15 protein-coding genes and 1 pseudogene are annotated in these 22994 nt (G+C 69.3%); 5 read left to right on the forward strand and 11 right to left on the reverse strand.

What is annotated here, in order from left to right:
• Nucleotides 1-50 precede the first annotated feature (50 nt).
• From mppR to mppP, 3 genes are read right to left on the reverse strand one after another with little or no spacing between them, the layout of a single operon-like run.
• Nucleotides 51-884 (reverse strand): enduracididine biosynthesis enzyme MppR, encoded by an 834-nt coding sequence (mppR, locus tag OG734_RS47070; protein WP_330285449.1) that lies wholly within the window; start codon nucleotides 882-884, stop codon nucleotides 51-53.
• Entirely contained in the window at nucleotides 881-2140 is a 1260-nt protein-coding gene (gene mppQ / locus OG734_RS47075; protein ID WP_330285448.1) for an enduracididine biosynthesis enzyme MppQ, read from the reverse strand. Before mppQ ends, mppR begins: the two co-directional genes overlap by 4 nt.
• Complete coding sequence (gene mppP / locus OG734_RS47080) at nucleotides 2140-3300, reverse strand: enduracididine biosynthesis enzyme MppP (RefSeq protein WP_330285447.1); 1161 nt, start codon at nucleotides 3298-3300, stop codon at nucleotides 2140-2142. Before mppP ends, mppQ begins: the two co-directional genes overlap by 1 nt.
• 528 nt (nucleotides 3301-3828) lie before the next feature.
• Between mppP and OG734_RS47085 the strand changes: the two genes are divergently transcribed.
• Nucleotides 3829-4707: a ParB/RepB/Spo0J family partition protein gene (locus OG734_RS47085; protein WP_330285446.1), complete on the forward strand. Its 879-nt coding sequence runs from the start codon at nucleotides 3829-3831 to the stop codon at nucleotides 4705-4707.
• A gap of 21 nt (nucleotides 4708-4728) precedes the next feature.
• Here OG734_RS47085 and OG734_RS47090 read toward each other — a convergent pair whose 3' ends face one another.
• The 3 genes and pseudogenes from OG734_RS47090 to OG734_RS48285 form a co-directional block, all read right to left on the reverse strand.
• Nucleotides 4729-4884: a hypothetical protein gene (locus OG734_RS47090; RefSeq protein ID WP_330285445.1), complete on the reverse strand. Its 156-nt coding sequence runs from the start codon at nucleotides 4882-4884 to the stop codon at nucleotides 4729-4731.
• Between the two features lie 160 nt (nucleotides 4885-5044).
• Nucleotides 5045-5512, reverse strand: a pseudogene (locus OG734_RS48280) (IS630 family transposase); the annotation flags it as partial.
• On the reverse strand, nucleotides 5509-5634 hold the full coding sequence (locus OG734_RS48285; protein ID WP_443065049.1) for a hypothetical protein: 126 nt from the start codon (nucleotides 5632-5634) through the stop codon (nucleotides 5509-5511). The gene OG734_RS48285 and the pseudogene OG734_RS48280, both read right to left, overlap by 4 nt.
• Before the next feature lie 330 nt (nucleotides 5635-5964).
• Between OG734_RS48285 and hppD the strand changes: the two genes are divergently transcribed.
• Both hppD and OG734_RS47105 read left to right on the forward strand, forming a co-directional pair.
• Complete coding sequence (gene hppD, locus OG734_RS47100) at nucleotides 5965-7035, forward strand: 4-hydroxyphenylpyruvate dioxygenase (RefSeq protein WP_330285443.1); 1071 nt, start codon at nucleotides 5965-5967, stop codon at nucleotides 7033-7035.
• Between the two features lie 16 nt (nucleotides 7036-7051).
• Nucleotides 7052-9466 (forward strand): aminotransferase class I/II-fold pyridoxal phosphate-dependent enzyme, encoded by a 2415-nt coding sequence (locus OG734_RS47105; protein WP_330285442.1) that lies wholly within the window; start codon nucleotides 7052-7054, stop codon nucleotides 9464-9466.
• A 79-nt stretch (nucleotides 9467-9545) separates the two neighbouring features.
• Here the strand turns inward: OG734_RS47105 and OG734_RS47110 are convergent, their stop codons facing one another.
• The 5 genes from OG734_RS47110 to OG734_RS47130 all read right to left on the reverse strand — a co-directional run bounded on the left by OG734_RS47110 (nucleotide 9546) and on the right by OG734_RS47130 (nucleotide 16016).
• The gene (locus OG734_RS47110; protein WP_330285441.1) at nucleotides 9546-11045 is read right to left on the reverse strand and encodes a tryptophan 7-halogenase; all 1500 of its coding nucleotides are present in this window, start codon (nucleotides 11043-11045) and stop codon (nucleotides 9546-9548) included.
• Nucleotides 11046-11237: 192 nt separating this feature from the next.
• The gene (locus OG734_RS47115) at nucleotides 11238-12263 is read right to left on the reverse strand and encodes an ABC transporter permease subunit (RefSeq protein WP_330285440.1); all 1026 of its coding nucleotides are present in this window, start codon (nucleotides 12261-12263) and stop codon (nucleotides 11238-11240) included.
• On the reverse strand, nucleotides 12260-13144 hold the full coding sequence (locus tag OG734_RS47120; protein WP_330293517.1) for an ABC transporter ATP-binding protein: 885 nt from the start codon (nucleotides 13142-13144) through the stop codon (nucleotides 12260-12262). Before OG734_RS47120 ends, OG734_RS47115 begins: the two co-directional genes overlap by 4 nt.
• 71 nt (nucleotides 13145-13215) lie before the next feature.
• Nucleotides 13216-15177: an ABC transporter ATP-binding protein gene (locus OG734_RS47125; protein ID WP_330285439.1), complete on the reverse strand. Its 1962-nt coding sequence runs from the start codon at nucleotides 15175-15177 to the stop codon at nucleotides 13216-13218.
• 11 nt (nucleotides 15178-15188) lie between these two features.
• Entirely contained in the window at nucleotides 15189-16016 is an 828-nt protein-coding gene (locus OG734_RS47130; RefSeq protein ID WP_330285438.1) for an alpha/beta fold hydrolase, read from the reverse strand.
• A 337-nt stretch (nucleotides 16017-16353) separates the two neighbouring features.
• Between OG734_RS47130 and OG734_RS47135 the strand changes: the two genes are divergently transcribed.
• Together OG734_RS47135 and OG734_RS47140 are read left to right on the forward strand one after the other, a co-directional pair.
• On the forward strand, nucleotides 16354-16626 hold the full coding sequence (locus tag OG734_RS47135; RefSeq protein WP_330285437.1) for an acyl carrier protein: 273 nt from the start codon (nucleotides 16354-16356) through the stop codon (nucleotides 16624-16626).
• A gap of 23 nt (nucleotides 16627-16649) precedes the next feature.
• Nucleotides 16650-22985 (forward strand): amino acid adenylation domain-containing protein, encoded by a 6336-nt coding sequence (locus OG734_RS47140; RefSeq protein ID WP_330285436.1) that lies wholly within the window; start codon nucleotides 16650-16652, stop codon nucleotides 22983-22985.
• Nucleotides 22986-22994 lie beyond the last annotated feature (9 nt).

Below are 22994 nucleotides of genomic sequence, written 5' to 3' on the forward strand. Positions count from 1 at the left end.
GGACTGGTGAGAGAACCCCCTCTTAAGGGGCCATGAGGAATCGCAAGCCGCTACTCGCGGAGGAGCCGACCGCCGTGCAACGTCTCTCCGTACGTGAACACATAACCGGTGCGCACTTCCAAAGGCGAGAGCGAGGCGAAGTCCTCCCCCAGCCGGTCGAGGTATGTGAGGTGTCCGGGACCGCTCCAGATCAGGGAGAACTCGACGTCGCTCACCTCCGAGGCGACCAGCTGGGTCCGCGGCGGGGCGGACGGCACCCACTCCGGAAACACAAGGCTGTGCGCCAGAGGGACGTCGTGCAGCGCCGGGGGCCGCTCGGTGGAGCGCTCGATCGTAACCGACGCCTCCACCGAGCGTCGCCCGTGGACGGACAGGGCGCCGTCGAAGCGCCCGCCGGGAGCGAGCCGCGAACCCGCCCGGCCCACGGTGACCGGTCTGGTCCGGTGGATGGCGCCGAACTGCTTGGGCATGCCCTGGACCCAACCGCGCATCATCGGTACGGGCTGGTCGACCCAGGCGAAGGGACAGCGCGCCATCGGCCGGCCCTCGAACGTACACGAGAGAAGGATCAGGAACTCGGAGAACTGGCAGACGGCCGGGTCGGCCAGTTCCGCACCGTCCTGGGAGCACCACTGCCAGGTCGCGAAGACGGCTGCCGCGGCGCCCGGATCCGCTCCGGGGTCGAGGCCCGGCGGCAGGAAGCGCCGGGCGGCATCAGGGTCGACACGGTAGTCGACCATCAGGATCTCGCCGCAGAAGTGCCACGGCGGGGGTGTGAGCATGGACGCCTTCCCCGAGGGGGAGAGCGGAAGGCTGTACCCGATGGGGCCGACGGTGCCCGGGGCAGCCGGCGTGTGCCCATCGCGGTGCGCGGTGGTCGTCATGATGTCACTCCGATCTGATGGCCCGGCGGGTCGCTGGACCATGCCGTGCCCAGCCGATGTGCGGCGCGTTCGAGCAGAGCGGGCGGATTGAAGCTGAAGGCCAGACGCACGCTCGGTACCTGGGTGGTGCCGAAGCGGCGACCGGCGGCCACCCTGACACCGGCCCCCTCTGCCCGGGCGAGGAGGTCGTCCTCACCGAGTCCGAGGTCACTCTGGAGCCAGAGGAAGAACCCCCCCTGCGGACGGTGAATCCGTATCCGGTCGTCCGTCGCTTCCCGCAGGGCGCCCACGAGCGCGTCGCGCCGCTGTCTCAGTAGTGAGCGCAGCGCGCCGAGATGCTGGTCGTAGCCGCCGTCGGCCAGCAGGCCGCTCACGGCGAGCGAGGTGATGTGGTTCAGCGAGCCCCCGCTGACGAACAGCCCGTGCGACGCGATCCGTTCGGCCAGTGCCGGATCCGTCACCAGCCAGCCCAGCCGGAGCCCCGGCCCCAAAGTCTTGGAGAAGCTGCACAGCCGCACCACGCCCCGGTACCCGGCGAGGGCCGCCAGCGACGGTGACGGCGCCGGATCGTCCGTCAGGACCAGTTCGCCGTAGGCGTCGTCCTCCACGACCAGGACACCGCGTTCCGCCGCCACCTGCAGCAGTCGGTGCCGACGCTCCAACGGCATCGTGGCGCCCGTCGGATTGTGGTGGGTCGGGGTGAGGTACACGAACGCGACGCGCCCCCGCGCACCGGCACCGTCCGGCGCACCCTCCGCGAGGGCGCGGTCGAGTGCGTCGGGCAGCATGCCCGACTCGTCCATGGCAACCCGCCGGGGCCGCAGCGCGCAGTCCCGGAAGATCCGCTGTCCGAGGTCGTAGCCGAGGGCCTCCACGAGCACCGTGTCGCCGGGGGCCGCGAGCGAGGTCGCCAGCAGGTAGAGGGCCTGGGACGTGCCTGCGGTGACGACCACGTGCTCCGGCCCGCAGGGACGCCCTCCCTGGGCGGTGGCCCGGGCGGCAAGTTGGGCGCGCAGCGGCAGGGCGCCCGGATTGTGTCCGTACCCGAGTGCCGCCGATCCGTACTCCTCCAGCGCGCGTGCGTAGGCGTCCCGGATCACTCCCACGGGCAGGAGCGCCGGTTCGATGTACCCGGGCCCCAGATCGAGAACCCCCCAGGGGGTGACCTCCTGCACGACACCGCGACGCCACTGCCGCGTGTGGGACAGCGAGTGCGCGCTGCCGTACGGGAGGTCCCGTTGGCGGACCGGAGCCATCAGCGCGGTGTCAGTACGTGGCGCAGCGTCCGTACGCACTGGGTCAGCGGGGCGGACGCCCGCGCCAGTGCCAGCCGCAGCGTACGGTCGCCGCGCGCCTGGTCCGCCCAGTAGAAGGGCCGGCACGGCAGGGCGTAGATGTTGTGCTCGCGCAACGCCTCCCAGGCCTGGGTCCCCGTCATGTGCTTGAGCAGCACCCGCTCGACACTGGCCCGGCTGTCCGGATCGGGCACGCCGACGGTGGGCAGGCCGGCCAGTTCGGAGCGCACGACGGCTCGCTGTGCGGCGATGAACGTGTGCAGTTCTGCCAGACCGCCGGCGGCGGCGTCCTCGGAGAAGCGCCGGACCATCCCGAGGATCAACGGGGAGACGCCGAGCAGGATGTCGGAGTAGATCTTCCCGACCGGCAGGCCCAGGTTCTCGGAGCGGACCAGCATGCCGACCTTGAGATCGAGGGTGGGCCACAGCTTGCCGGTGTCCTCGATGACGACCCAGGACACGCCGCTGGCGTCGAGGATCTCGTAGTGGTCGTAGTGGGCGCGGGTGTCGAAGCCGCGGAAGGAGGTGTCGAGAGCGAGTACGACGCCGTACTCGGCGCACTGCTCGGCCAGCCGACGCAGCCGTTCCGCGGACATCACCCGGCCCGTCGGGTTGTTGGGCGTGGTGACGAAGACGCAGCCCACGCTCTTCAGCAGGCTCGGAGCCAGGTCGTCGCCGTGCAGCGGGTCCTCCTCCAGGGGGACCAGCTTCAGACCGTTGCCGCGCAGCAGGTCGGCGATGTTGTCGAAGGTGGGGTGGACCAACGCCACGGAGTCGATGGCGCAGGCCAGCGCCCGGGAGACGATCTCCATGGCCACCGACGAGGAGTAGCAGCTCAGCACGCGGCCGGGCGCGGTCGGATAGCGGTGCTGGCCGAGGGACTTGAAGAACGCCGCGTGGGCCTCGCGCTCGAGCTCCTCGACCGGGCGCTTCTCGCCCTCCTCGAAAAGCAGCGGGAGATCGTTGACGATCTTGCTCTGCCCGGGTGTGAGCGGCTGTCGGGCGTGCCCGTCCGCGATGTTGAACTCGCTGTTGAGGGCGAGGAATTCGAATTGCGTGAGGTTTTCCGCGCCTGATCCGGCTTGCGCGGCGTGGGCCTTGCCTTGCAGTGTTCCGGGCACAGGTATGCCTCTCTGAGATGTCGGGTTCCCCAGAAGCGGGACGGACGGACGGACGCACGCACGTCGGACGCCGTGCGGGGGAGTGCGAGGGGAGGCCGTGTCCGCCGGCCGGCCGGTACATGACGCGCGAGCGTCCTGGCCACAGCGGAGTTCCAGCGGCGGTTCAGCCGCCTGGTGCCGATTTTCTGGGCACAGAAGATCCTCACGTAATTGGCCACCCACTCTGCGGTCGCCCCAGAATGCCCCATGCGGCGAGCAGAGGGCACCGAAAGGCTCGAACGGAAAATGCCTGCCCCCGTGTTCAACTGCGGCACGGCAGCAGTCAAACACAGTGGCGGCACACCGAATCACTGAGGCATGGTGAGCTGACGGTGGCACGGGTGTGGTTCTCGCCAGATCCTAAGGAGTCGGACGTTGCAGCCAGCACTGAACCACGACGACCTGCATTCGATAGAAGAAGTCGAAATAAGTACGCTCTCCATTGGAGACTCCCCGCGAATTGCCGGTGAGAGCCCGGAGCATGTGGAAATGCTGGCAGCCACCGGCGCCCCGCTTCCACCGATCATGGTGCACCGGCCCACCACGCGGGTCATCGACGGCATGCACCGGCTCCGGGCCGCGATGTTGCTGGGCTGCAAGACGATCGCGGTGAGGTACTTCGACGGCACCGAGGAGGACGCCTTCGTCCTCGCCGTGAAGTCGAACATCACGCACGGCCTGCCGCTCTCGGCGGCCGACCGCAGACAGGCCGCCGAGCGCATCATCGCCACTCATCCCCGATGGTCGGACCGGATGATCGCCTCGGTCGTCGGCACGTCCGCCAAGACGGTCGCCGAGATCCGCCGCAACACCGGCGTCGGTGCCACGGCGGAACTCACCCGCATCGGCCGGGACGGCAGGATCCGGCCCGTCGACGTGAGCGAGGGCCGGAAGCTGGCCCACGACATGATCGTGCGCGATCCCAGCCTGTCGCTGCGTCAGATCGCCCGGGCCGCGGGGATCTCGCCGGAGACGGTCAGGGACGTCAGACACCGGATGCTCCGCGGAGAGGACCCGGTGCCCAGGGCGCGGCCGCGCAACCTCGTGGAGCGGGGCGCCCGCGACCGTACCGGCGGCCACCGGGCCGACCTCACCAAGAAGGCCCCCGCCGAATGCGAGGTGAAGCCGCCGCCGGCGGTCGTGGTGAAGCGACTGAGAGCCGATCCCGCGCTACGCCTCAACGAGAACGGGCGTGATCTGCTGCGGCTGCTGAACATCCACACCGTTCGGTCGGAGGACTGGAACAGAATCGTCGAAAGCGTTCCGCCGCACCGTATGGAGACGGTGGCCCAGTTGGCGCGCTCCTGCGCCGAGAAATGGTCCGAGATCGCATCACGCATCGAACGCAATGCATCACATCTGACCTAGTCTCTCGTGAATCCGTTTGCATCACTTTGAGTTGTTTGCGACGAGTTTCTTGACGTTGGTCTGGACGAGTCGGACCTTCGTCAAGATCTCTTCGGCAGTTGCGGTCCAGGTGAATGGTTTGGCCTCGGAGTTCCATGAGCCGACGTAGTCGCGGATCTGCTTGATCAGGACGTTCACGCCGGAGAACGTGCCGCGGCGGATCGACTGGCGGGTCAGGATTCCGAACCAGGTCTCGATTCGGTTGATCCAGGAAGACCCGACGGGGGTGGAGTGGAAAGTGGACGTGGGTGGAGAGGTTGTCCAGGACGACGTGGATCTCCTTGCCCGCGTGCGGTTTCACCGCCTTCTTCGGGAAGACCAGGAAGTTCTTGCCGTTCCGGATCGGCTTGCACTCGCCGACGACCTCTCCGGTGCCGACGTTGAGTGCGGCGAACAGGTTCGTGGTGCCGTGCCGGACGTAGTCGTGCGTGCGTGTCTCAGTGGCCGCGAAGGTGACGGGCAGCACCGGCTGGGTCCGGTCCAGCGCCTGGACCTGCGTCTTCTCGTCGATGGACAGCACGACCACGCCGCCCGGGGCGAGGCAGAGGCCGACGGCATCGGCGACCTTGTCCGCGAACGCGGGGTCCTTCGAAATCTTGAGGGTGCCATTGCGGTGCTTGAGATTTTCCTCGCGCCAGATCCGCGCAACGTAGTGCCAGGACACGGTGACGTTCTCGGTCCGCTTCAGATACGTCGCCAGCTCGCGTGTGGACCAGTGCGAAAGACCGGTGACGGCCGGCGGCGTCATGCGCGTCAGCGCGATCACCCGAGCCCGAATCTCCGCGCCGGAACCTGCTCCCTGGCCCCGCCGGGCCGGTCGCCTTCCAGACCGGCCGGCCCGTGCTCGGCATGACGAGCCTTCCAGTGGTCCACGGTCGGCAGCGACACCCCGAGCAGCTCGGCAGTCCTTGCGCCGGCGTCCCTCGCCCGACCACAGGACGATCCGGGCCCGCATGGCTATATCCGCGGGCACGTCCCGACTGTTCACCAACTCCCGCAACTCGGCGGCCTGTTTCACAGAGAGCTCCATACCAAGACAACGAGCCAAGCGAGATCAAGTAGGGCTGACGGAATCACGAGACACTAGTCGAACGACGAGATCCGGGATGTTTTCCAAGCGCCATGAAGGCGCACGTGGACGGACTGTCGAGGAAAGCCGTTCACGTGCGTTCCGTGAATCGCTCGATGAAGTGTCGAGAAACCCTTGTGGAGGCTTCAATGGAGATACGGTCGATCGATCACGTCGAAATGTTCGTCGAGGACGCGGAGGAGACAGCGGGTCAGCTGTGCGACTCCTTCGGCTTCACACTGGCCGGCCGTGGCGGTGCGGGCACCGGCCTGCGCGACTGTGAGTCGGTCCTGCTGCGCCAGAACGACATCGCCCTGCTGCTGACCACGGCCACCCACGGCGATCATCGTGCCGCCGAGTACGTCAAGCGGCACGGCGACGGCGTCGGGGTGATCGGCATCGGAGTGGACGACGCGCACAGCGCGTTCGCTGAAGCCGTGGAGCGCGGAGCCGTCCCGACGGCCCCGCCCGAGGAGTTCGGACCCGCGGGCGCGTGTGTCACCTTCGCGTCGGTGACGGGGTTCGGCGACGTGGAGCACCGATTCGTCTCCCGAGACAACCCCGAGGGGCCGTTCGCGCCCGTCATCCAGGAGACCGGCCCCCGCGAGTCCGGCGGCATACTGAAGCGGGTGGACCACTTCGCGGTCTGTGTGCCGGCCGGTGAGCTGAACGAGACGGTCCGCCGCTACTGGGAGGTGTTCGGCCTCAGCCAGACGTTTGAGGAACGGATCGTCGTGGGCTCGCAGGCCATGGACTCCAAGGTCGTCCAGAACGACTCCGAGACGGTCACGTTCACGGTCATCGAGCCCGACACCACCCGCGCCTCGGGGCAGATCGACGCGTTCGTCGAGTCCCACGGCGGGGCCGGTGTGCAGCACGTCGCGTTCCTCACCGACGACATCACCACCGCCGTGCGCACCAGCGCCGAGCGAGGGGTGCGTTTCCTCACCACGCCGCCGAGCTACTACGAGATGCTGCCCGCCCGGCTGGGCCAGATCGGCGTGCCGGTGGACGAGCTCAGCGCGCTCCACATTCTCGCCGACCGTGACCCGTCGGGGATCATGCTGCAGATCTTCACCGAGTCGACGCATCCGAGGCGGACCCTGTTCTGGGAACTGATCGACCGCCGCGGGGCCCACACATTCGGCAGCAACAACATTCAGGCTCTGTACGAGGCCGTGGAGCGCCAGCAGGCGGCCGAAACCGCCCGCCTGGTATGAGGGGCGGCAGTCCTCGATGGAATTGTCGCTCGGTGAATTCGCGTCGCTCGCTCAGGAAAAGCTGGATCCCTCCGTCTGGGATTTCATCGAAGGTGGCGCAGGTGAGGAACGGACGCTCGCCGCGAACACCGCGGCGTTCGACCGCGTACGGCTGCGGCCCTCGGTGCTGCGGGGGGCGAGCGACCCACGGACCGCCACCAGGATTCTGGGCCGGACCTGGGACGCCCCCCTGGCGGTCGCCCCGGTCGCCTACCACACGCTCGCGGACCCGGCCGGCGAACTGGCCACCGTCCGGGGGACAGCGGCCGCCGCCAGGGTCCCGGTCGTGATCAGCACCTTCGCGGGCCGCACCTTCGAGGAGATCGCGGCCGAGGCCGCCGTCCCCCTCTGGCTCCAGGTGTACTGCATGCGGGACCGCTCGATCACCCGCGACCTCATCGAGCGAGCCGCGAACGCGGGCTTCGAGGCCCTGGTCCTGACGGCCGACGCGCCGCACCTGGGCCGTCGGCTGCGGGACCTGCGCAATGACTTCCGGCTGCCCGCGGGCACGGTTCCCGCCAACCTCGCGGGGGACGGCTTCGCGGTGCCGTCCGCGCACTCCCGTACCGACTTCGATCCCGACCTGGACTGGTCGGTGCTGGACTGGCTGCGTTCGGTCTCGCCCCTGCCGGTCCTGGTCAAGGGGATCCTCACGGGAATAGACGCCGTGCGCGCGGCCGAAGCCGGAGCGGACGGCATCGTGGTCTCCAACCACGGGGGCCGTCAGCTCGACGGCGTGCCGGCGACGCTCGACGTCCTGCCCGAGGTCACGGCCGCGATCGACGGCCGCCTCCCCGTCCTGCTCGACGGCGGAGTGCGCCGGGGCCAAGACGTACTGGCGGCGCTCGCGCTCGGCGCCGACGCGGTCCTCCTCGGCCGACCGGTACTGCACGGCCTGGCGGCGGGCGGGGCCGACGGCGTGACCGGCGTTTTCTCCGTCCTCCTGGAGGAGTTGACCGATGCCATGTCGCTGGCCGGTCTGAAGACCGTCGCGGACATCGGCCCCGCTCTCGTAGGTACTGCCCCGCCCCACCCTCGCCGGGACGCCTCGGCAGCCGAGGCGGACGGGCACACGGGTGCCGAGGGCCGGCCCGGGCTGCGCGTCGCGGACCTGCACCCGAGCGTCGCCGATCCGGTCATGGACACCATGAACTTCCTCAACGAGGTGACGCTGCGTTACTCCGAGGCGGTGTCATTCGCTCCCGGTCGGCCGTACGCGGAGTTCTTCGAGACCGAGCAGGTCTTCCGTCACCTGCGCCGCTACATGGGCCACCTGGCCGAGCAGGGCCGCTCGTCCGCGCAGGTGCGTGACACGATGTTCCAGTACGGGCCGTCCGCCGGCCTGATCCGCGAGCTGATCGCCCACTCGCTGCGCGTGGACGAGGACATCGACGTGCCGCCTGAGTCGATCGTGGTGACGGTCGGCTGCCAGGAGGCGATGTTCCTGACGCTGCGTGCCCTCATGTCCGGCCCGAAGGACGTGCTGATGGTCTCCAGCCCGTGCTACGTGGGGATCACCGGTGCCGCCAGGCTGCTGGACGTCCCACTGGCCGCGGTCGAGGAAAGCGAGAACGGTCTGTCGTGCGACTTCCTGGAGGCCGCAGTCGAGGCAGAACGGGCGCGGGGCAGACGTCCGAAGGCCGTGTACGTCGTGCCGGACCACTCGAACCCCTCCGGCGCCACCATGCCGTTGGAGGCCAGGCTGGCCCTGCTGGACCTGGCCGAACGGCTCGACATCCTCGTCCTGGAGGACAGCCCGTACCGGCATGTCAGTCCGGGCACCCAAGTGGTGTCACTGAAGTCTCTCGACCGGACGCGGCGAGTGGTCCACCTCGGCTCGTACGCCAAGACCGTCTTCCCCGGGGCGCGGATCGGGTTCGCGGTCGCGGACCAGCCGGTGCTGGCACCGGACGGCAGCACGAGCCTCCTGGCAGACGAACTCGCCAAGATCAAGAGCATGATCACGGTGAACACCTCGCCGCTCAGTCAGGCGGTGGTGGCGGGAGCGCTGCTGGAGTCCGGCGGCCGCGTCTCGGAGCTGAACGCGCTGCCTGCCGCTCACTACGGGCAGGCCATGCGCTTCACCCTGGAATGCCTCGCACGGGAGTTCCCGGTCGAGCGCAGGACCCGCCTCAAGGTGAGCTGGAACGCGCCCAGCGGCGGCTTCTTCCTGACCCTGCACGTGCCGTTCCGTGCCGACAATGCCGCGCTGGCCCGGTCCGCGCAGGACTTCGGGGTCATCTGGACGCCGATGTCGTACTTCTATCCGCAGGGTGGCGGCCACCACACCATCAGGCTCTCCACCAGCTATCTCACGCACGCCGACATCGAGAAGGGCATATCCCGGCTGGCCCAGTTCATCGAGTGCGAGTGCGCGGGCCTGGTGGCCTGAACCGCGCAGACGACGCAGGGCCCCGCTCGCAGGAGCGGGGCCCTTTTTCCGTACTGCCCGAGTCCGCACAGCCGGACCGTCAAGCCTGGTTCGGCTCCTCCCAGAACATGCTGTCGGCCGAGGCGACGAGGCCGCCGTCGAAGACGGGGAACTCCTCGCCCGCGTACTCGCCCAGCTGGGCCCGGGTCTGCACCTGTGAGCCCTCCTGCATCGCCTGGCGCACCACCGACGACCGGAACAGCGGAGCCATGTTCTCCTCCCGCTGGTCGACCAGGGTATCGATGGCGTCCGCGAACTCCGCCGACCGCTGCTTGAGCCGGAGAGCACCCGACTCGGCGTCGGCGAGATCGAAGTCGCTGCTGGACATGCCGGCCACAAGCTCGACGAACGACTCGAGTTCGGCGTAGTTGCTGTTGATGACCTTCTTCGCCGACCAGAAGTAGGAGTCCTCGTCGACGTGCATGTCGTAGAACGAGGTCAAGAACTCGTAGAAGACGCCGTACTCGCGGCGGTAGCGCCCCTCGAACTCGTCGAAGGCCCGCTGCTCGCCGACCTTCCCCGCCAGGACACTGTTGATCGAGCGGGCCGCCAGCAGCGCGCTGTAGGTGGCCAGATGGACCCCGGAGGAGAACACCGGGTCGACGAAGCAGGCCGCGTCGCCGACGAGCACCATGCCCGGACGCCAGAAGTTGGTGTGGTGGTAGGAGTAGTCCTTGCGCACCCGCAGCTGCCCGTACTGGCCCTCCGTGACACGGGTGGCGTCGGCCAGGTGATCCTTGATCATCGGGCACTCGTCGATGAGGTTGCGCAGCGCGCTCTCCGGGTCGCCCTGGATCTTGGCCGCGTCCTCCTGGCGGACGACCGCGCCGACGCTGGTGAGCGTGTCGCTGAGCGGGATGTACCAGAACCAACCGCTGCCGAACGCGACGCACAGGATGTTGCCGGAGTTCGGCTGCGGCAGCCGCTTGCCGTTCTCGAAGTACCCGAACAGCGCCAGGCTGCGGAAGAAGTCCGAGTACTTCCGTGAGCCGCCGACCCGCTTGTGGATGCGGCTGGTGTTGCCCGAGGCGTCCACGACGTACCGGGTCGACACCTCGTGCTCGGAGCCGTCCGGGTCGGTGTACCGCAGCCCGCTCACCCGCCCGTCGTCGCTCTCCACGACATCGGTCACCGTGCGGTTCTGACGGACCTCGACGCCCTTGCGGGCCGCGTTGTCCAGCAGGATCTTGTCGAACTTGCTCCGCTCGACCTGGTAGGCGAACGAGGTCGGTCCGGAGACCTTGGAGGAGACGGAGAAGGCGAAGTTCCACGGCGTGGTGTTCGCGCCCCACCGGAACGTGCCGCCGCGCTTCTGGGGGAAGCCCGCCGCGGCGACTTCGTCGGTGACACCGAGCAGACGGCAGATGCCGTGAATGGTGGACGGGAGGAGCGACTCGCCGATCTGATACCTCGGGAAGGTCTCCTTCTCCAGCAGCAGGACTCTGTGCCCCTGCATGGCTACCAGTGACGAGAGCGTCGACCCCGACGGGCCACCGCCCACGACCACTACGTCGAACTCCTCGTGCTGTGCTGTGCTCATTCGGCCTCCCGGAACCCACCCGATGAGTAATGCGCTGGTGACTCTGTTTCAGAGTTTCACAGGTGCCGAAGGCTCTGAAGACTGGACGATTTTCCTCGGGTGGACAGCCGAGAATTGCGTGCCCGTAAAAAGGAAAAGGGCGCCGCCGGGAAATTCCCGGCGGCGCCTGTGAGGCGCCGGGTGAGGCGGGGGTCAACTCACCCGGCGCCGGATCCGCCACACGCCGAAAGCGGTGAGGACCCCGCTGAGCACCAGATAGATCGCGGTCTCCAGCCACTGGAACGCCCAGTAGCGGCTGCTGGGGTGGTAGAGGACGTCGACATGCAGGTTCAGCTTGGAGAGGCACACCGCCGTGTCGCCGAACGTGCCGCCCGCCCCGCTCTTGGGCGGGCTGTCGAGGCAGCCGTTGAACTTGGCGCTGCTGAGGGTCTTGCCGTCCGCGGTGCGCAAGGGGCTCGTCTCGGCGATCCACGCGTCGGGCGCGTCCGGGATCTTCACCCCGCCGATGACGGAGCCACCGCCGAGGCTGCCGAGGTTCTGCGCCTGGTTGATGGCCTCGACCGTCATCGACAACCTGGCCTTATCCGGCGACATGAGGCTGGGCCGCACCACGTTGGGGAAGAAGAACTGGAAGGCGAGGAAGACGACGAGCGTCACGGCCATCGCCGGCAGGGTGCGGCGCAACAGGAGCCCGACGACCGTCCCGAAGGTGAAGGCAACCGCGGCGTAACCGATCGGGGCGATGTTGCGCGCTCCGAACACGAAGGCGTCGAACTGCTCCTTGACCACCTCGTCGAAGGGGCGGGCCGCCCAGGTCAACAGAGCCGCGGCCGCGCCGGTCACGAGCACGGCGGCCAGGCCCACGAGCAGGACCTTGCCGATGAGCCAGCGCGGTCGGGTGACGCTCTGGTTCCACACCATCCGGTGGGTGCCGTTCTCGAGTTCGCGGGCGATCAGGGGAGCGCCCCAGAAGGTGCCGATGAGCGCGGGGATCAGGGCGAGCCCGGTCGCCAGGAACAGCAGGGTGTTCTGGTAGGCGCTGCGGAACTGGCTCTTCGCCTGCGCGCAGTCGGCCAAACTCTCGCAGTTGGCCCGGTAGACGTCGTAGGCGTCGCGGATCTCCGAGCCGAGGTACCCCAGGTACACGGCGATGACGGCCAGCGCGCAGGCGGCGAACAACGCCTGGACGCGGAACTGACGCCAGCTCAGCCACATCATCGTGCGGCCCCCCAAGCTGCGGCCTCGGCCCGGGCGGCGGGTACGGCGGCTCTGGTCATGTAGGCGAGGACGAGTTCCTCCAGCGTGATGGACTCTGCCTGGTAGGGCAGCGCCTCGGGTGCGGTGGTGGTGCGGACGACCGCGCTGCTGTGCTTGCCGCTGTGCTCGATGGAGATCACCTCGACCCCGGTGGGCGGACGGTCGAACTCGCCGCGGGGCACGACCAGTCGGGCGTGCTCGGCCAGCAGGTCCCGGGTGTCGCCGGCGACCTGTACCCGCGAGTCGCACAGCACGATGATGTAGTCACATACCTGTTCGACGTCACCGAGAAGGTGCGAGGAGAGCACGGCGCTGGCGCCGAGCTCCAGGACGAACTCCATCAGGTTGTGCAGGAACCCCTTGCGGGCCAGGGGGTCCAGGGCCGCGGCCGGCTCGTCGAAGATCAGCAGCTCGGGACGTTTGGCCGCCGCGATGGTCAGCGCCAGCTGCGCTCGCTGACCACCCGAGAGCTGCCCCGCCTTCTGCGCGGGGTTCAGCCCCACCTGGCTGATGCGCCGCTCGGCCAGGACCGGGTCCCAGTTCGGATTCATCTTCGCGCCGAGCTTGATGTGCTCGGCCACGGTGAACGAGCCGTACACCGGCGTGTTCTGCGCGACGAACCCCACCCGGGCCAGATGCGACGCGCTGGCCGCCGGACGGGCCCCCAGCACGGTCAGGGACCCGGACGTCGGCTCGGTCAGCCCGCAGGCCAGGTGTAGCAGAGTCGATTTACCCGCCCCGTTCGGGCCGACCAGGCCGATGACACGGCCGGCGGGAACGGTGAGGTTCACGTCGCTCAGGGCCAGCTTGCCGCGGCGACCGTATTTCTTCGTCAAGCCCACTGCGTGAAGCGCGGGAGGAGAGTCTGCGTGTGGCATGTCCTCATCCTTGAATACCGCGTGCTTTTCCAGCATCAGTCCAAAGCACGGTTCCCGTTGCCGGCGGCCGTACTTTCGGCCGGTTCGCCATGGCCCTGCTGGTGGGCGAACTGCGTGCGGTACAGCTCGGCGTAGAGCCCGCCGCTGGTGAGCAGTTGGTCGTGGGTGCCGCGTTCCTGGATGCGCCCCTCGTCGATGACGAGGATCTGGTCGGCGTCCTGGATGGTGGACAGCCGGTGCGCGATGACCAGTGAGGTACGGCCGGTCAGGGCGGTCTTGAGCGCCCGCTGGATGGCCAGTTCGGACTCGGAGTCCAGGTGCGCGGTCGCCTCGTCCAGGACGACGATCGGCGGCGACTTGAGCAGGAGTCTGGCGATGGCCAGCCGCTGCTTCTCCCCGCCGGACAACCGGTAGCCGCGGTCACCGACGACCGTGTCGAGACCGTCGGGCAGCTGGGAGATCGTCGGCCAGATCCGCGCCGCGTCGCACGCCTCGACGACCTCGCGTTCGGTGGCGTCCGGACGCGCGTACATCAGGTTGGCCCGGATCGTGTCGTGGAACAGGTGCGCGTCCTGTGTGACGACGCCGACCGTGCTCTGCAAGGAGTCGAGGGTCAGTTGACGGACGTCGTGGCCGCCGATCCGCACCGTTCCGGACGTGGCGTCGTAGAGCCGCGGCACCAGATGGGTGATGGTGGTCTTGCCCGCACCGGACGGCCCGACCAACGCGGTGAGCCGCCCGGCCGGGGCGTGGAAGCTCACGTCGTTCAGGACCAGCGCGCTCGGGCCGTGTTCGGTCTTGCGCAGCGGCAGCAACTCCAGGGAGGGCAGGGACACTTCCTCGGCGTTGGGGTAACGGAAGGCCACGCTGTCGAACTCGACGTGGGGCGCCGTGGCGTGCCCGTTCCCGTTCACCGAAGCCCGGTCCGGCAGCGCGCGGGCGCCGGGCCGCTCGGTGATGAGCGGTTCGAGGTCCAGCACTTCGAAGACGCGGTCGAAGCTGACCAGCGCGGTCATGACGTCGCTCTGGATGTTCGTCAGCTGGTTGATGGGGCTGTACAGCATCAGCAGCAGCGCGACCATGGCCACCAGCGTGCCGATCTGCAACTGGCCCTCGATGACGAACCAGCCGCCGAAGCCGTAGACCAGGGCGGTGGTGATCGTGGTGAGCAGGCTGACGAGAATGAACAGCAGACGTGCGTGGACGTCCATCGAGATGGCGATGTCGCGGACGAGACTCGCCTTCTTGGCGAACTCGGCGGACTCCTGCTCGGGGCGGCCGTAGAGCTTGACGAGCATCGCGCCGGAGATGTTGAACCGCTCGGTCATCATCGAGCCCAGCTCGGCGTCGTTCTGCATGCCGCTGCGGGCCAGCCGCTCCATCCGCCGGGCGATGACCTTCCCCGGGATGAAGAACAGCGGGATCATGACCAGCGCCACCACGGTGATCGGCCACGACAGATAGAGCATCGCGCCGAGCACCAGGATCAGGGTCAGCACGGTCGACAGCGACTGCGACAGCAGCGTTGTCAGGGCATGCTCCGCGCCGACGATGTCGGTGTTGATCCGGCTGACCAGCGACCCGGTCTGTGTGCGGGTGAAGAACGCCACCGGCTGACGCTGAATGTGCGTGAACACCTTGGTGCGCAGGTCGAATATGAGCCCCTGGCCGACACGGCCGGAGAACCAGGCCTGCAGGTAGATCGCCACCACGTTCAACAGGGCGAGGCCCGCGATGAGCCCGGCGAGACCGAACACGACCGATGCCTCGCCGGGGACGATGCCGTCGTCGACGATCATCTTGAGCATCAGCGGGATCGACACCATGATCACCGAGTCGACGATCGTCGCCAGCATCACGATGGCCAGTGACCGGCGGTGGCGCATGGCGTAGGGAATGATGCGCTTGAACGTGCCGGGCTTGACCGGCTGAGGTTCCACCAACCCCTCGACGCGCAATCCGATCGTGCCCATGGTCGGGTCGTGTCCTGGGGTCACGGAGACTCTCCTCAGTGATTGTCGAGAAATTCGATGATCGCCGCGTTGAGCACGTCGGGCCGTTCGAGATACCCGAGGTGCCCGCAGCCGGAGATCTCGACGAGATCGCAGCCGGGGATGGCCTCGGCGACCTCCGTTCCCAGGTGCGGCGGAGTGATGAGGTCATCGGCGAAGGTGACGACCCGACAGGGGGCGGTCACCCGGCGCAGCGCCGGGCGGCGGTCGCCGGCGATGTCGGCCCATGCGTGCCGGGCCTGCGCCGCCCCGCCCCCGGACAACTCGAAGATGTCCAACCAGGTGGTCACGGCGGAGTCGTCATTGAGCGTCGCCGGCGAGAACATCCTGAACACCGTCGAGGCTGCCTCGTACCCGGCAGGCAGTCGCACCCCGCTCTCCACCAGAGCCGTCTCCGCCCGGGTCTGGGCCCGCCGCGCGGCGTCCGCACGGGCCCGGGTGGCCACGAGCACCGCGCACCGCACGAGCTCCGGATGGCCGATCGCCAACTCCTGCGCGATCATCGCCCCCAGCGAAGTGCCGACGATCCGGCACGGCGCCAGGTCCAGCGCCTCGATCAGGCCTCTGGTGTCGGCGGTCATGTCCAGGAGTGAGTACTTGCCGGGAGGTGCGTCGGAGGGCGGAATGCCGCGGTGGTCGAAGACGACCGTGGAATAGCCCGCCGCATGCAGCGCCGGTGTCTGATGCATCGTCCAGGCATGGCCGGCCGAGCCCGATCCCATGATCATGAGCACCGGCTCGCCCTGCCCGGAACACTCGTAGGCCAGCCGGATCCCGCCCGCAGTGACGAAGCGCGTGGTGTGTCGGCCCGCAACGTAGCCCATGCCGGATCTCCCTCCTCCTCCTCCTCGTCGTCGCAAGGCAGCGCGAATCCGCGGCCGTACCGGGTCCTGGGGCGGCTCACTATCGCACGCGGCCACGGAGGCGGCGCAGTGTGTGCGAGATGCCCGCCTGGACGCCTCCCGCGCCCCGTCCAACTGCGGTGATGCCGTCAGTTGGACAGGAGTCGATGGCGTCCAAGTACGCCTGGGCGACGGTTGATCCGCTGTGTGAGGCTGAGTCATATTGGGCCGCCGTGAGCCCCTGACGCTCATCCACGTCCCCGCGCAGTTTCCGCATCGGCCGCCTGGCTCACCCGCCGGGCCCAGGGAGGGACCCCTCTTGTCTGCTTCCGACCTTCCAACAACCCGGCCGACACCCGAGAAGATCCGCTCCTGGCTGGTCGAACGCGTCGCGTACTACGCCCAGTTGCCCGCCGAGGAGATCGACGCCGACGTCCCCCTGGCGCACTACGGGCTGGACTCGGTGTACGCCTTCGCCCTCTGCGGAGACATCGAGGACAGCCTCGGTGTCGTCGTCGAGCCCGTCCTGCTCTGGGACGTCGACACCATCACCGCGCTCACCGCCCATCTCGCCGAACCGACATCCGACTGAGGGGCCATCAGAGGGGGAGGACGATGCCTCGACAGGACCTTCGGGACCTGATGTCCGGCCAACTGGGCATCTGGTACGCCCAGCAGCTCGAACCGCAGAGCTCCGTGTACAACATCGCCGAGTACGTGGAGATCCGCGGTGACGTGGACGTCGAGCTACTCGTGTCGGCGCTGCGGTACGCCCTGGACGAGGCCGAAACCTATCGGCTGCGGTTCCGGCTGGAAGGCGGGGCGCCCGGACAGTACGTCGACGACTTGCTGGAGCACCCCGTCCACGTCGCCGACCTCAGCGCCGAGGACGACCCGCGCGCGGCGGCCGAGACGTGGATGTCGGCCGACATGGATCGCCCGGTGGACATCCTCGCCGGCCCCCTCTGCGCGCACGCCGTGTTCCGACTCGGGCCGGACCACGTCGTCTGGTACCAGCGCGCCCACCACATCGTCCTCGACGGGACCAGCCTCTCGACGTTCGCCGCCCGCGTGGCCGACGTCTACACGGCACTCGCGGCCGGACGGCAGCCCACGGACGGCGCACTGAAGCCGCTGTCCGTGCTGCTGAACGCGGACAGCTCCTATCTCCGGTCCGCGGAATACGAGCGTGACCAGCGGTTCTGGCGCGAAACGCTGGCGGACCCGCCAAACTTGGGCGGTGCGGGAGAAAGACAGGCCCGGCACCTGCCCAGGCGGCCCATGCTGCATGTGCACACGAGCGATGCGGCCGAAGCCGCCGAACTGAGAGCAGCCGCACGCCGGTTGCGCATCAGCCTCGCAGGGCTGGCCCTCTCGGCCGCTGCCCTGTACCGACAGCGCTCCACCGGCGCGCGGGACGTCGTCCTCGGCGTCCCCGTCACCGGGCGCACCACCAGGGGGGAACTCGGTGTCCCTGGCATGACCTCCAACGTGGTGCCGCTCCGGCTGGCCGTCGACAGGGGCATCACCGTCGCCGAACTCCTGCGGCGGACCTCGAGCGCGGTGTTCGATTGCCTGCGTCACCAGCGTTACCCGTACGGGAACATCCTCGCCGACCAAGGACTCGTCGGCCGCAGCTCGCTGCGCGACCTGAGCGTCAACCTGATGTTCCTGCACCGGCCACTGCGGTTCGCGGACGCCCCCGCTACCCGGACCGGCCTGTCGAGCGGCCCGATCGACGATGTCACGATCGACGTGTACGACCAGGCGGGCGGTGGCCTCCAGACGATCGTGCAGACCAACCCCGACCTGCACGCCCCGGAGTCGGGAGCCGGTGTCTCCCGGCGGTTCCGTGCGGTGCTCCGCCGACTGGCCGAGGCACCGGCCGACAAGTTCGTCGACCGGATCGACGCCCTGGACGAGGACCAGCGGCGACACGTGCTCGTGACCTGGAACCGCACCGAGACCGGCGCGAGCGATCAGACCGTCCTGAGCCTCTTCGAGGCGCACGCCGCCCGTGACCCGGACGCGGTGGCGGTGGTGTGCGGCACGTCGGGGATCACCTACCGGGAGCTGGACGCGCGGGCCGCACGGCTGGCCCGGCTGCTGCGCGGGTACGGCATCGGCCGCGAGTCGGTGGTCGCGCTGTGCCTGCCACGCGGCCCGCAGCTGCTGACGGCGATTCTGGCGGCCTGGAAGGCCGGAGCGGCGTATCTGCCGATGGACCCCGAACATCCTGCCGAGCGGGCGCGGCACACCCTCACAGAGAGCCGGGCGGCCGTGCTGGTCGCCACGGGCGAGACCCTCGACGACCTGCGCGTGGGCGATATCGCGGTCATCGACCCGGACGGCCCGGAAACGACCGCCGCCGGGGCCCAAGAGCCGCAGACACCGTCCCCGGCCCTGCTGCCCGACCAACTGGCCTACGTGATGTTCACCTCGGGATCGACCGGCGTCCCGAAAGGGGTCGCGGTCACACACAGGGGCCTGGCCAACTACGCGATGTGGGCGGCCGAGTTCTTCCGGATTCGCCCCGGGGACCGCTCGCCCCTGCACTCCTCGATGGCCTTCGACCTGGCGCTGACCGGCGTACTGGTGCCGCTGATGTGCGGCGGCACCGTGGAGATCAGCCCCGAGGGCGGCGCGGAAGGACTGGCTGCGCTGATGCGAGCACGCGCCGGTGACAGGTTCGGCCTGGTCAAGATGGTGCCAGGACACCTGCCGCTGCTCGCCGAGATGCTCACGGCCGACGAGCAGGCCTCGGCGGCGCGGCGGCTGGTGGTCGGCGGTGAGGCACTACCCGGGGCCCACGTACGGGCCTGGCGGGACAACGCGCCGGACACGGTGGTGGTCAACCACTACGGGCCGACCGAGACGGTGGTCGGCTGCTGTGTGTTCGAGATCGCCGCCGGGCAACCAGTGGGCGACCAGGTGCCGATCGGACGACCCATCGCCAACACTCGCCTGTACGCGCTGGACGACGCGCTCAATCCGGTACCCGTCGGCGTGCTGGGGGAGCTGTATGTCGCCGGCGCCGGACTGGCCCGTGGCTACGCACGACGCGCCGGACTGACCTCGGAACGATTCGTGGCCTGCCCGTTCGGGCCGGCCGGACAGCGGATGTACCGCACCGGCGATCTGGTGCGGTGGACCGCCCAGGGGCAGCTCGAGTTCGCCGGCCGGGTCGACGACCAGGTCAAGATCAGCGGATACCGGGTCGAGCCCGCGGAGATCGAGGCCGCCATCGCCCGGCACCCGACGGTGGCCAGGGTGGCGGTGGTGCCCCGGACGCAACCCGGCGGCCCTCAGCGGCTGGTGGCCTATGTGGTCCCCACCCGAGGAACGGACGTCGACGCGCGGGAACTGCGCGCTTTCACCGCACGTGCCCTGCCGGCGCACATGGTGCCCGCGACGGTGAGGGCACTGGAGACCATGCCCCTCACGGCGAACGGGAAGGTCGACCGGCGCGCGCTCCCGGCACCCGACTTCGTCACCTCCGACCGCGCGCCGCGCACCCCGCGGAAGACGATCCTGTGCGGGCTGTTCGCCGAGGTACTGGGCCTGGCACGGGTGGGCGTCGACGACGACTTCTTCGCCCTTGGCGGGCACTCGCTGCCGGCCACCCGGCTCATCAGCCGCATCCGGGCCACCCTGGGCGCCGAGGTGCCGATGAAGGCACTGTTCGCAGCGCCCACGGTGTCGGCCCTGGACGCCTGGCTGGACGAAGGAGGCCCAGTACGGCCGGCCGTGCGGCCGTCGCCGCGCCCGGACCCCCTGCCCCTCTCCCCGGCACAGCGCCGCCTGTGGTTCCTGCACTACACGGAGGGCCCGTCGGCGACCTACAACGTTCCACTGGCACTGCGGATCACCGGGCATCTGGACCGGACAGCACTCCAGGCGGCGCTGGGCGATGTGGTGGGCCGGCACCAGGTCCTGCGTACCGTCTTCCCGGACGTGGACGGGGTGCCCCACCAGCGGGTCCTCACTCCGGAAGAGGCCCGTCCACGGCTGGAGACGTCGCGGGGGAGCGGGCCCGGGCGACTGGAGGCCGCCGCGCGGTACGCCTTCGACCTCAGCCGAGAGCTGCCGCTGCGGGCCGAAGTGCTGACTGAGGGGCCGCAGGAACACGTGCTGGTGCTGGTCGTGCACCACATCGCGGGCGACGCCTGGTCGATGGGCCCGCTGGCGCGTGACCTGGCCACCGCCTACGCCGCCCGCAGCCAGGGCAGGGCACCGCACTGGCCGGACCTGCCGGTGCAGTACGCGGACTACACCCTGTGGCAGCGTCGGCTGCTGGGAGAGGAGAGCGACCCGGACAGCCTGCTCGGACGCCAGATCCGCTACTGGCAGGATCAGCTGGCCGATCTGCCGGTACGGCTGGAGCTGCCGGCCGACCGGCCGCGTCCGGCGGTGGCGTCCCACCACGGCGCCCTGCTGCCGTTCCGTCTGGAGCCGTCCCTGCACCAGGCGCTGACGCGACTCGCCCAGGAGCGGGGGGCCACCCTGTTCATGGTGTTGCACGCCGCCGTTGCGGCACTGCTGACCCGGCTGGGCGCCGGCACCGACATCCCGCTGGGCGCCCCGATCGCCGGGCGCACCGACGAGGCCCTCGACGACCTCGCCGGCTGCTTCGTCAACACGCTGGTCCTGCGGGCCGACACCTCCGGGAACCCGGCCTTCACCGACCTCCTCCAGCAGGTCCGCGGGACCGACCTGGCCGCCTACGAGCACCAGGACGTTCCCTTCGAACACCTGGTGGAGGTGATCAACCCCGAACGCTCCCCGGCACACCACCCCCTGTTCCAGGTCAGCCTCAGCCTTCAGAACGTCTCACCCCGGGCCTTCGAACTCCCCGGCCTCGACACCCGGCTGGAGCCGGTCGGCACCGGCACCGCCCGCTTCGATCTGATGATCAACCTCACCGACAGCCACTCCCCGAGCGGGGCACCGGCCGGCGTGGAAGGAATGGTCGAGTACGCGACAGACCTCTTGGACGCCGGTACGGTCCAGACCCTCCTGGACCGGCTCGTCCGCCTGCTGGAGCAGGTGGCCGACGACCCCGGCCGGCACCTGAACGACCTGGATCTGCTGACCGCCGACGAGCGGCACCGGTTGTCGGCCCAAGTCGACACCCCTGCCGCCGAGATACCCGAAGCGACGCTGCCGGAGCTGTTCGAGGCGCAGGTGGCGAGGACACCGCAGGCGGTCGCCGTCTCGATGGGTGACGTGGCCTTGTCGTATGCGGAGTTGGAAGCCCGTGCTGATCGGCTGGCGCGTGGTCTGGCCGGGCGGGGAGTGGGCCCGGAGTCGGTCGTCGGTGTGTTCATGGCGCGGTCGGTCGATGTGGTGGTGGCGATGGTGGCGGTGGGGAAGGCGGGTGGTGCGTATCTGCCGCTGGACCCGGACTATCCGGCCGAGCGGGTCGCGTTCGTGCTGGCGGACGCGGGTGCGAGGTGTGTCGTCACGACGGCGGAGTACGCGTCGAGCCTGCCGGAGGGCGTGACGGCCGTCGTGGTCGACGGCGCGGAGATCGAGTCGACGACCGGCTTGGACCGGCTTGCTCCGTTGCTGCCGTCCCACCCGGCGTATGTGATCTACACGTCGGGCTCCACCGGACGGCCCAAGGGTGTGCTGGTGCCGCACCGGAACGTGGTGGCGTTGTTCGCCGCTGCCCGGGAGGTGCTGGACTTCGGTGCGGGTGATGTGTGGAGCTGGTTCCACTCGCTGGCTTTCGACTTCTCCGTTTGGGAGTTGTGGGGTGCGTTGCTGCATGGCGGGCGGGTGGTGGTGGTGCCGTTCGAGGTGTCGCGGTCGCCGGGGGAGTTCGCGGAGCTGTTGGAGCGCGAGCGGGTGACGGTGCTGAGTCAGACGCCTTCGGCGTTCTACCAGCTGATGGAGGCTCAGTCGCACCGTGCCGGTGCGCTGCACGACCTGCGGGTGGTGGTGTTCGGCGGTGAGGCGCTGGAGCCGGCGCGGCTGGCCGGCTGGTGGGAGCGGTTGGGCGGGGCCGGGCCCCGGCTGGTGAACATGTACGGCATCACCGAGACCACGGTGCATGTCACGCACCACGATCTCGGGCCGGACGAGAGCACGGACGGCAGTGTGATCGGGCGGGGTCTGCCGGGGCTGTCGGTGTATGTGCTGGATGAGTGGCTGCGGCCGGTCCCGGTGGGCGTGACCGGTGAGTTGTATGTGGCCGGGGCGCAGGTCGCGCGGGGCTACATGGGCCGCCCGGGGCTGACCGGTGAGCGGTTCGTCGGGTGTCCGTTCGGTGTGGCGGGGGGCCGGATGTACCGGTCGGGTGACCGGGCCCGGTGGGCTGCGGACGGTCGGCTGGTGTTCGCGGGGCGTGCGGATGAGCAGGTGAAGATCCGTGGGTTCCGGATCGAGCCGGGTGAGGTGTCGGCCGTGCTGGCGGCGCACCCGGACGTGGTCCAGGCCGCGGTGATCGCGCGCGACGACGCCCTGGGCGGAACGCGGTTGATCGGCTACGTCGTGCCCGCCGACGGCTGCGACGGTGTCCTGGACGCGGTGCGCGGGTTCGCGGTGGAGCGGTTGCCGTCGTACATGGTGCCCTCGGCGTTCGTGGAGCTCGAGACCCTGCCCTTGACGGTCAACGGCAAGCTGGACCGCAGGGCGCTGCCGGAGCCGGACCACGCCGGCGCGGGTGCCGGACGCGCCCCGGTCACGGCTCAGGAAGAGCTGCTGTGCCAGGCGTTCGCCGAGGTGCTGGGGCTGCCGGTGGTCGGGGTCGACGACGACTTCTTCGCCCTCGGCGGGCACTCCCTGCTCGCGACCCGGCTCATCGCCCGCATCCGTGCCTCACTGCGTGAAGAACTGCCGATCGAGGAACTGTTCGCGACTCCTACACCGGCCGCACTCGCGGCCTGGCTCGCCGAGCACGGCGGCCGAACCAGGAGCACCAGGCCGGCGCTGCGCCCGATGCGCTGAAGGAAAGGG

It is taken from the genome of Streptomyces sp. NBC_00576 (assembly GCF_036345175.1).
Classification (GTDB): domain Bacteria; phylum Actinomycetota; class Actinomycetes; order Streptomycetales; family Streptomycetaceae; genus Streptomyces.

What these genes read in the sequence shown, in the direction of transcription:
- mppR (WP_330285449.1), bottom strand. Translation starts at nt 884, where the DNA reads ATGACGACCACCGCGCACCGCGATGGGCACACGCCGGCTGCCCCGGGC.
- mppQ (WP_330285448.1), bottom strand. Translation starts at nt 2,140, where the DNA reads ATGGCTCCGGTCCGCCAACGGGACCTCCCGTACGGCAGCGCGCACTCG.
- OG734_RS47085 (WP_330285446.1), top strand. Translation starts at nt 3,829, where the DNA reads ATGCTGGCAGCCACCGGCGCCCCGCTTCCACCGATCATGGTGCACCGG.
- hppD (WP_330285443.1), top strand. Translation starts at nt 5,965, where the DNA reads ATGGAGATACGGTCGATCGATCACGTCGAAATGTTCGTCGAGGACGCG.
- OG734_RS47105 (WP_330285442.1), top strand. Translation starts at nt 7,052, where the DNA reads ATGGAATTGTCGCTCGGTGAATTCGCGTCGCTCGCTCAGGAAAAGCTG.
- OG734_RS47110 (WP_330285441.1), bottom strand. Translation starts at nt 11,045, where the DNA reads ATGAGCACAGCACAGCACGAGGAGTTCGACGTAGTGGTCGTGGGCGGT.
- OG734_RS47115 (WP_330285440.1), bottom strand. Translation starts at nt 12,263, where the DNA reads ATGATGTGGCTGAGCTGGCGTCAGTTCCGCGTCCAGGCGTTGTTCGCC.
- OG734_RS47130 (WP_330285438.1), bottom strand. Translation starts at nt 16,016, where the DNA reads ATGGGCTACGTTGCGGGCCGACACACCACGCGCTTCGTCACTGCGGGC.
- OG734_RS47140 (WP_330285436.1), top strand. Translation starts at nt 16,650, where the DNA reads ATGCCTCGACAGGACCTTCGGGACCTGATGTCCGGCCAACTGGGCATC.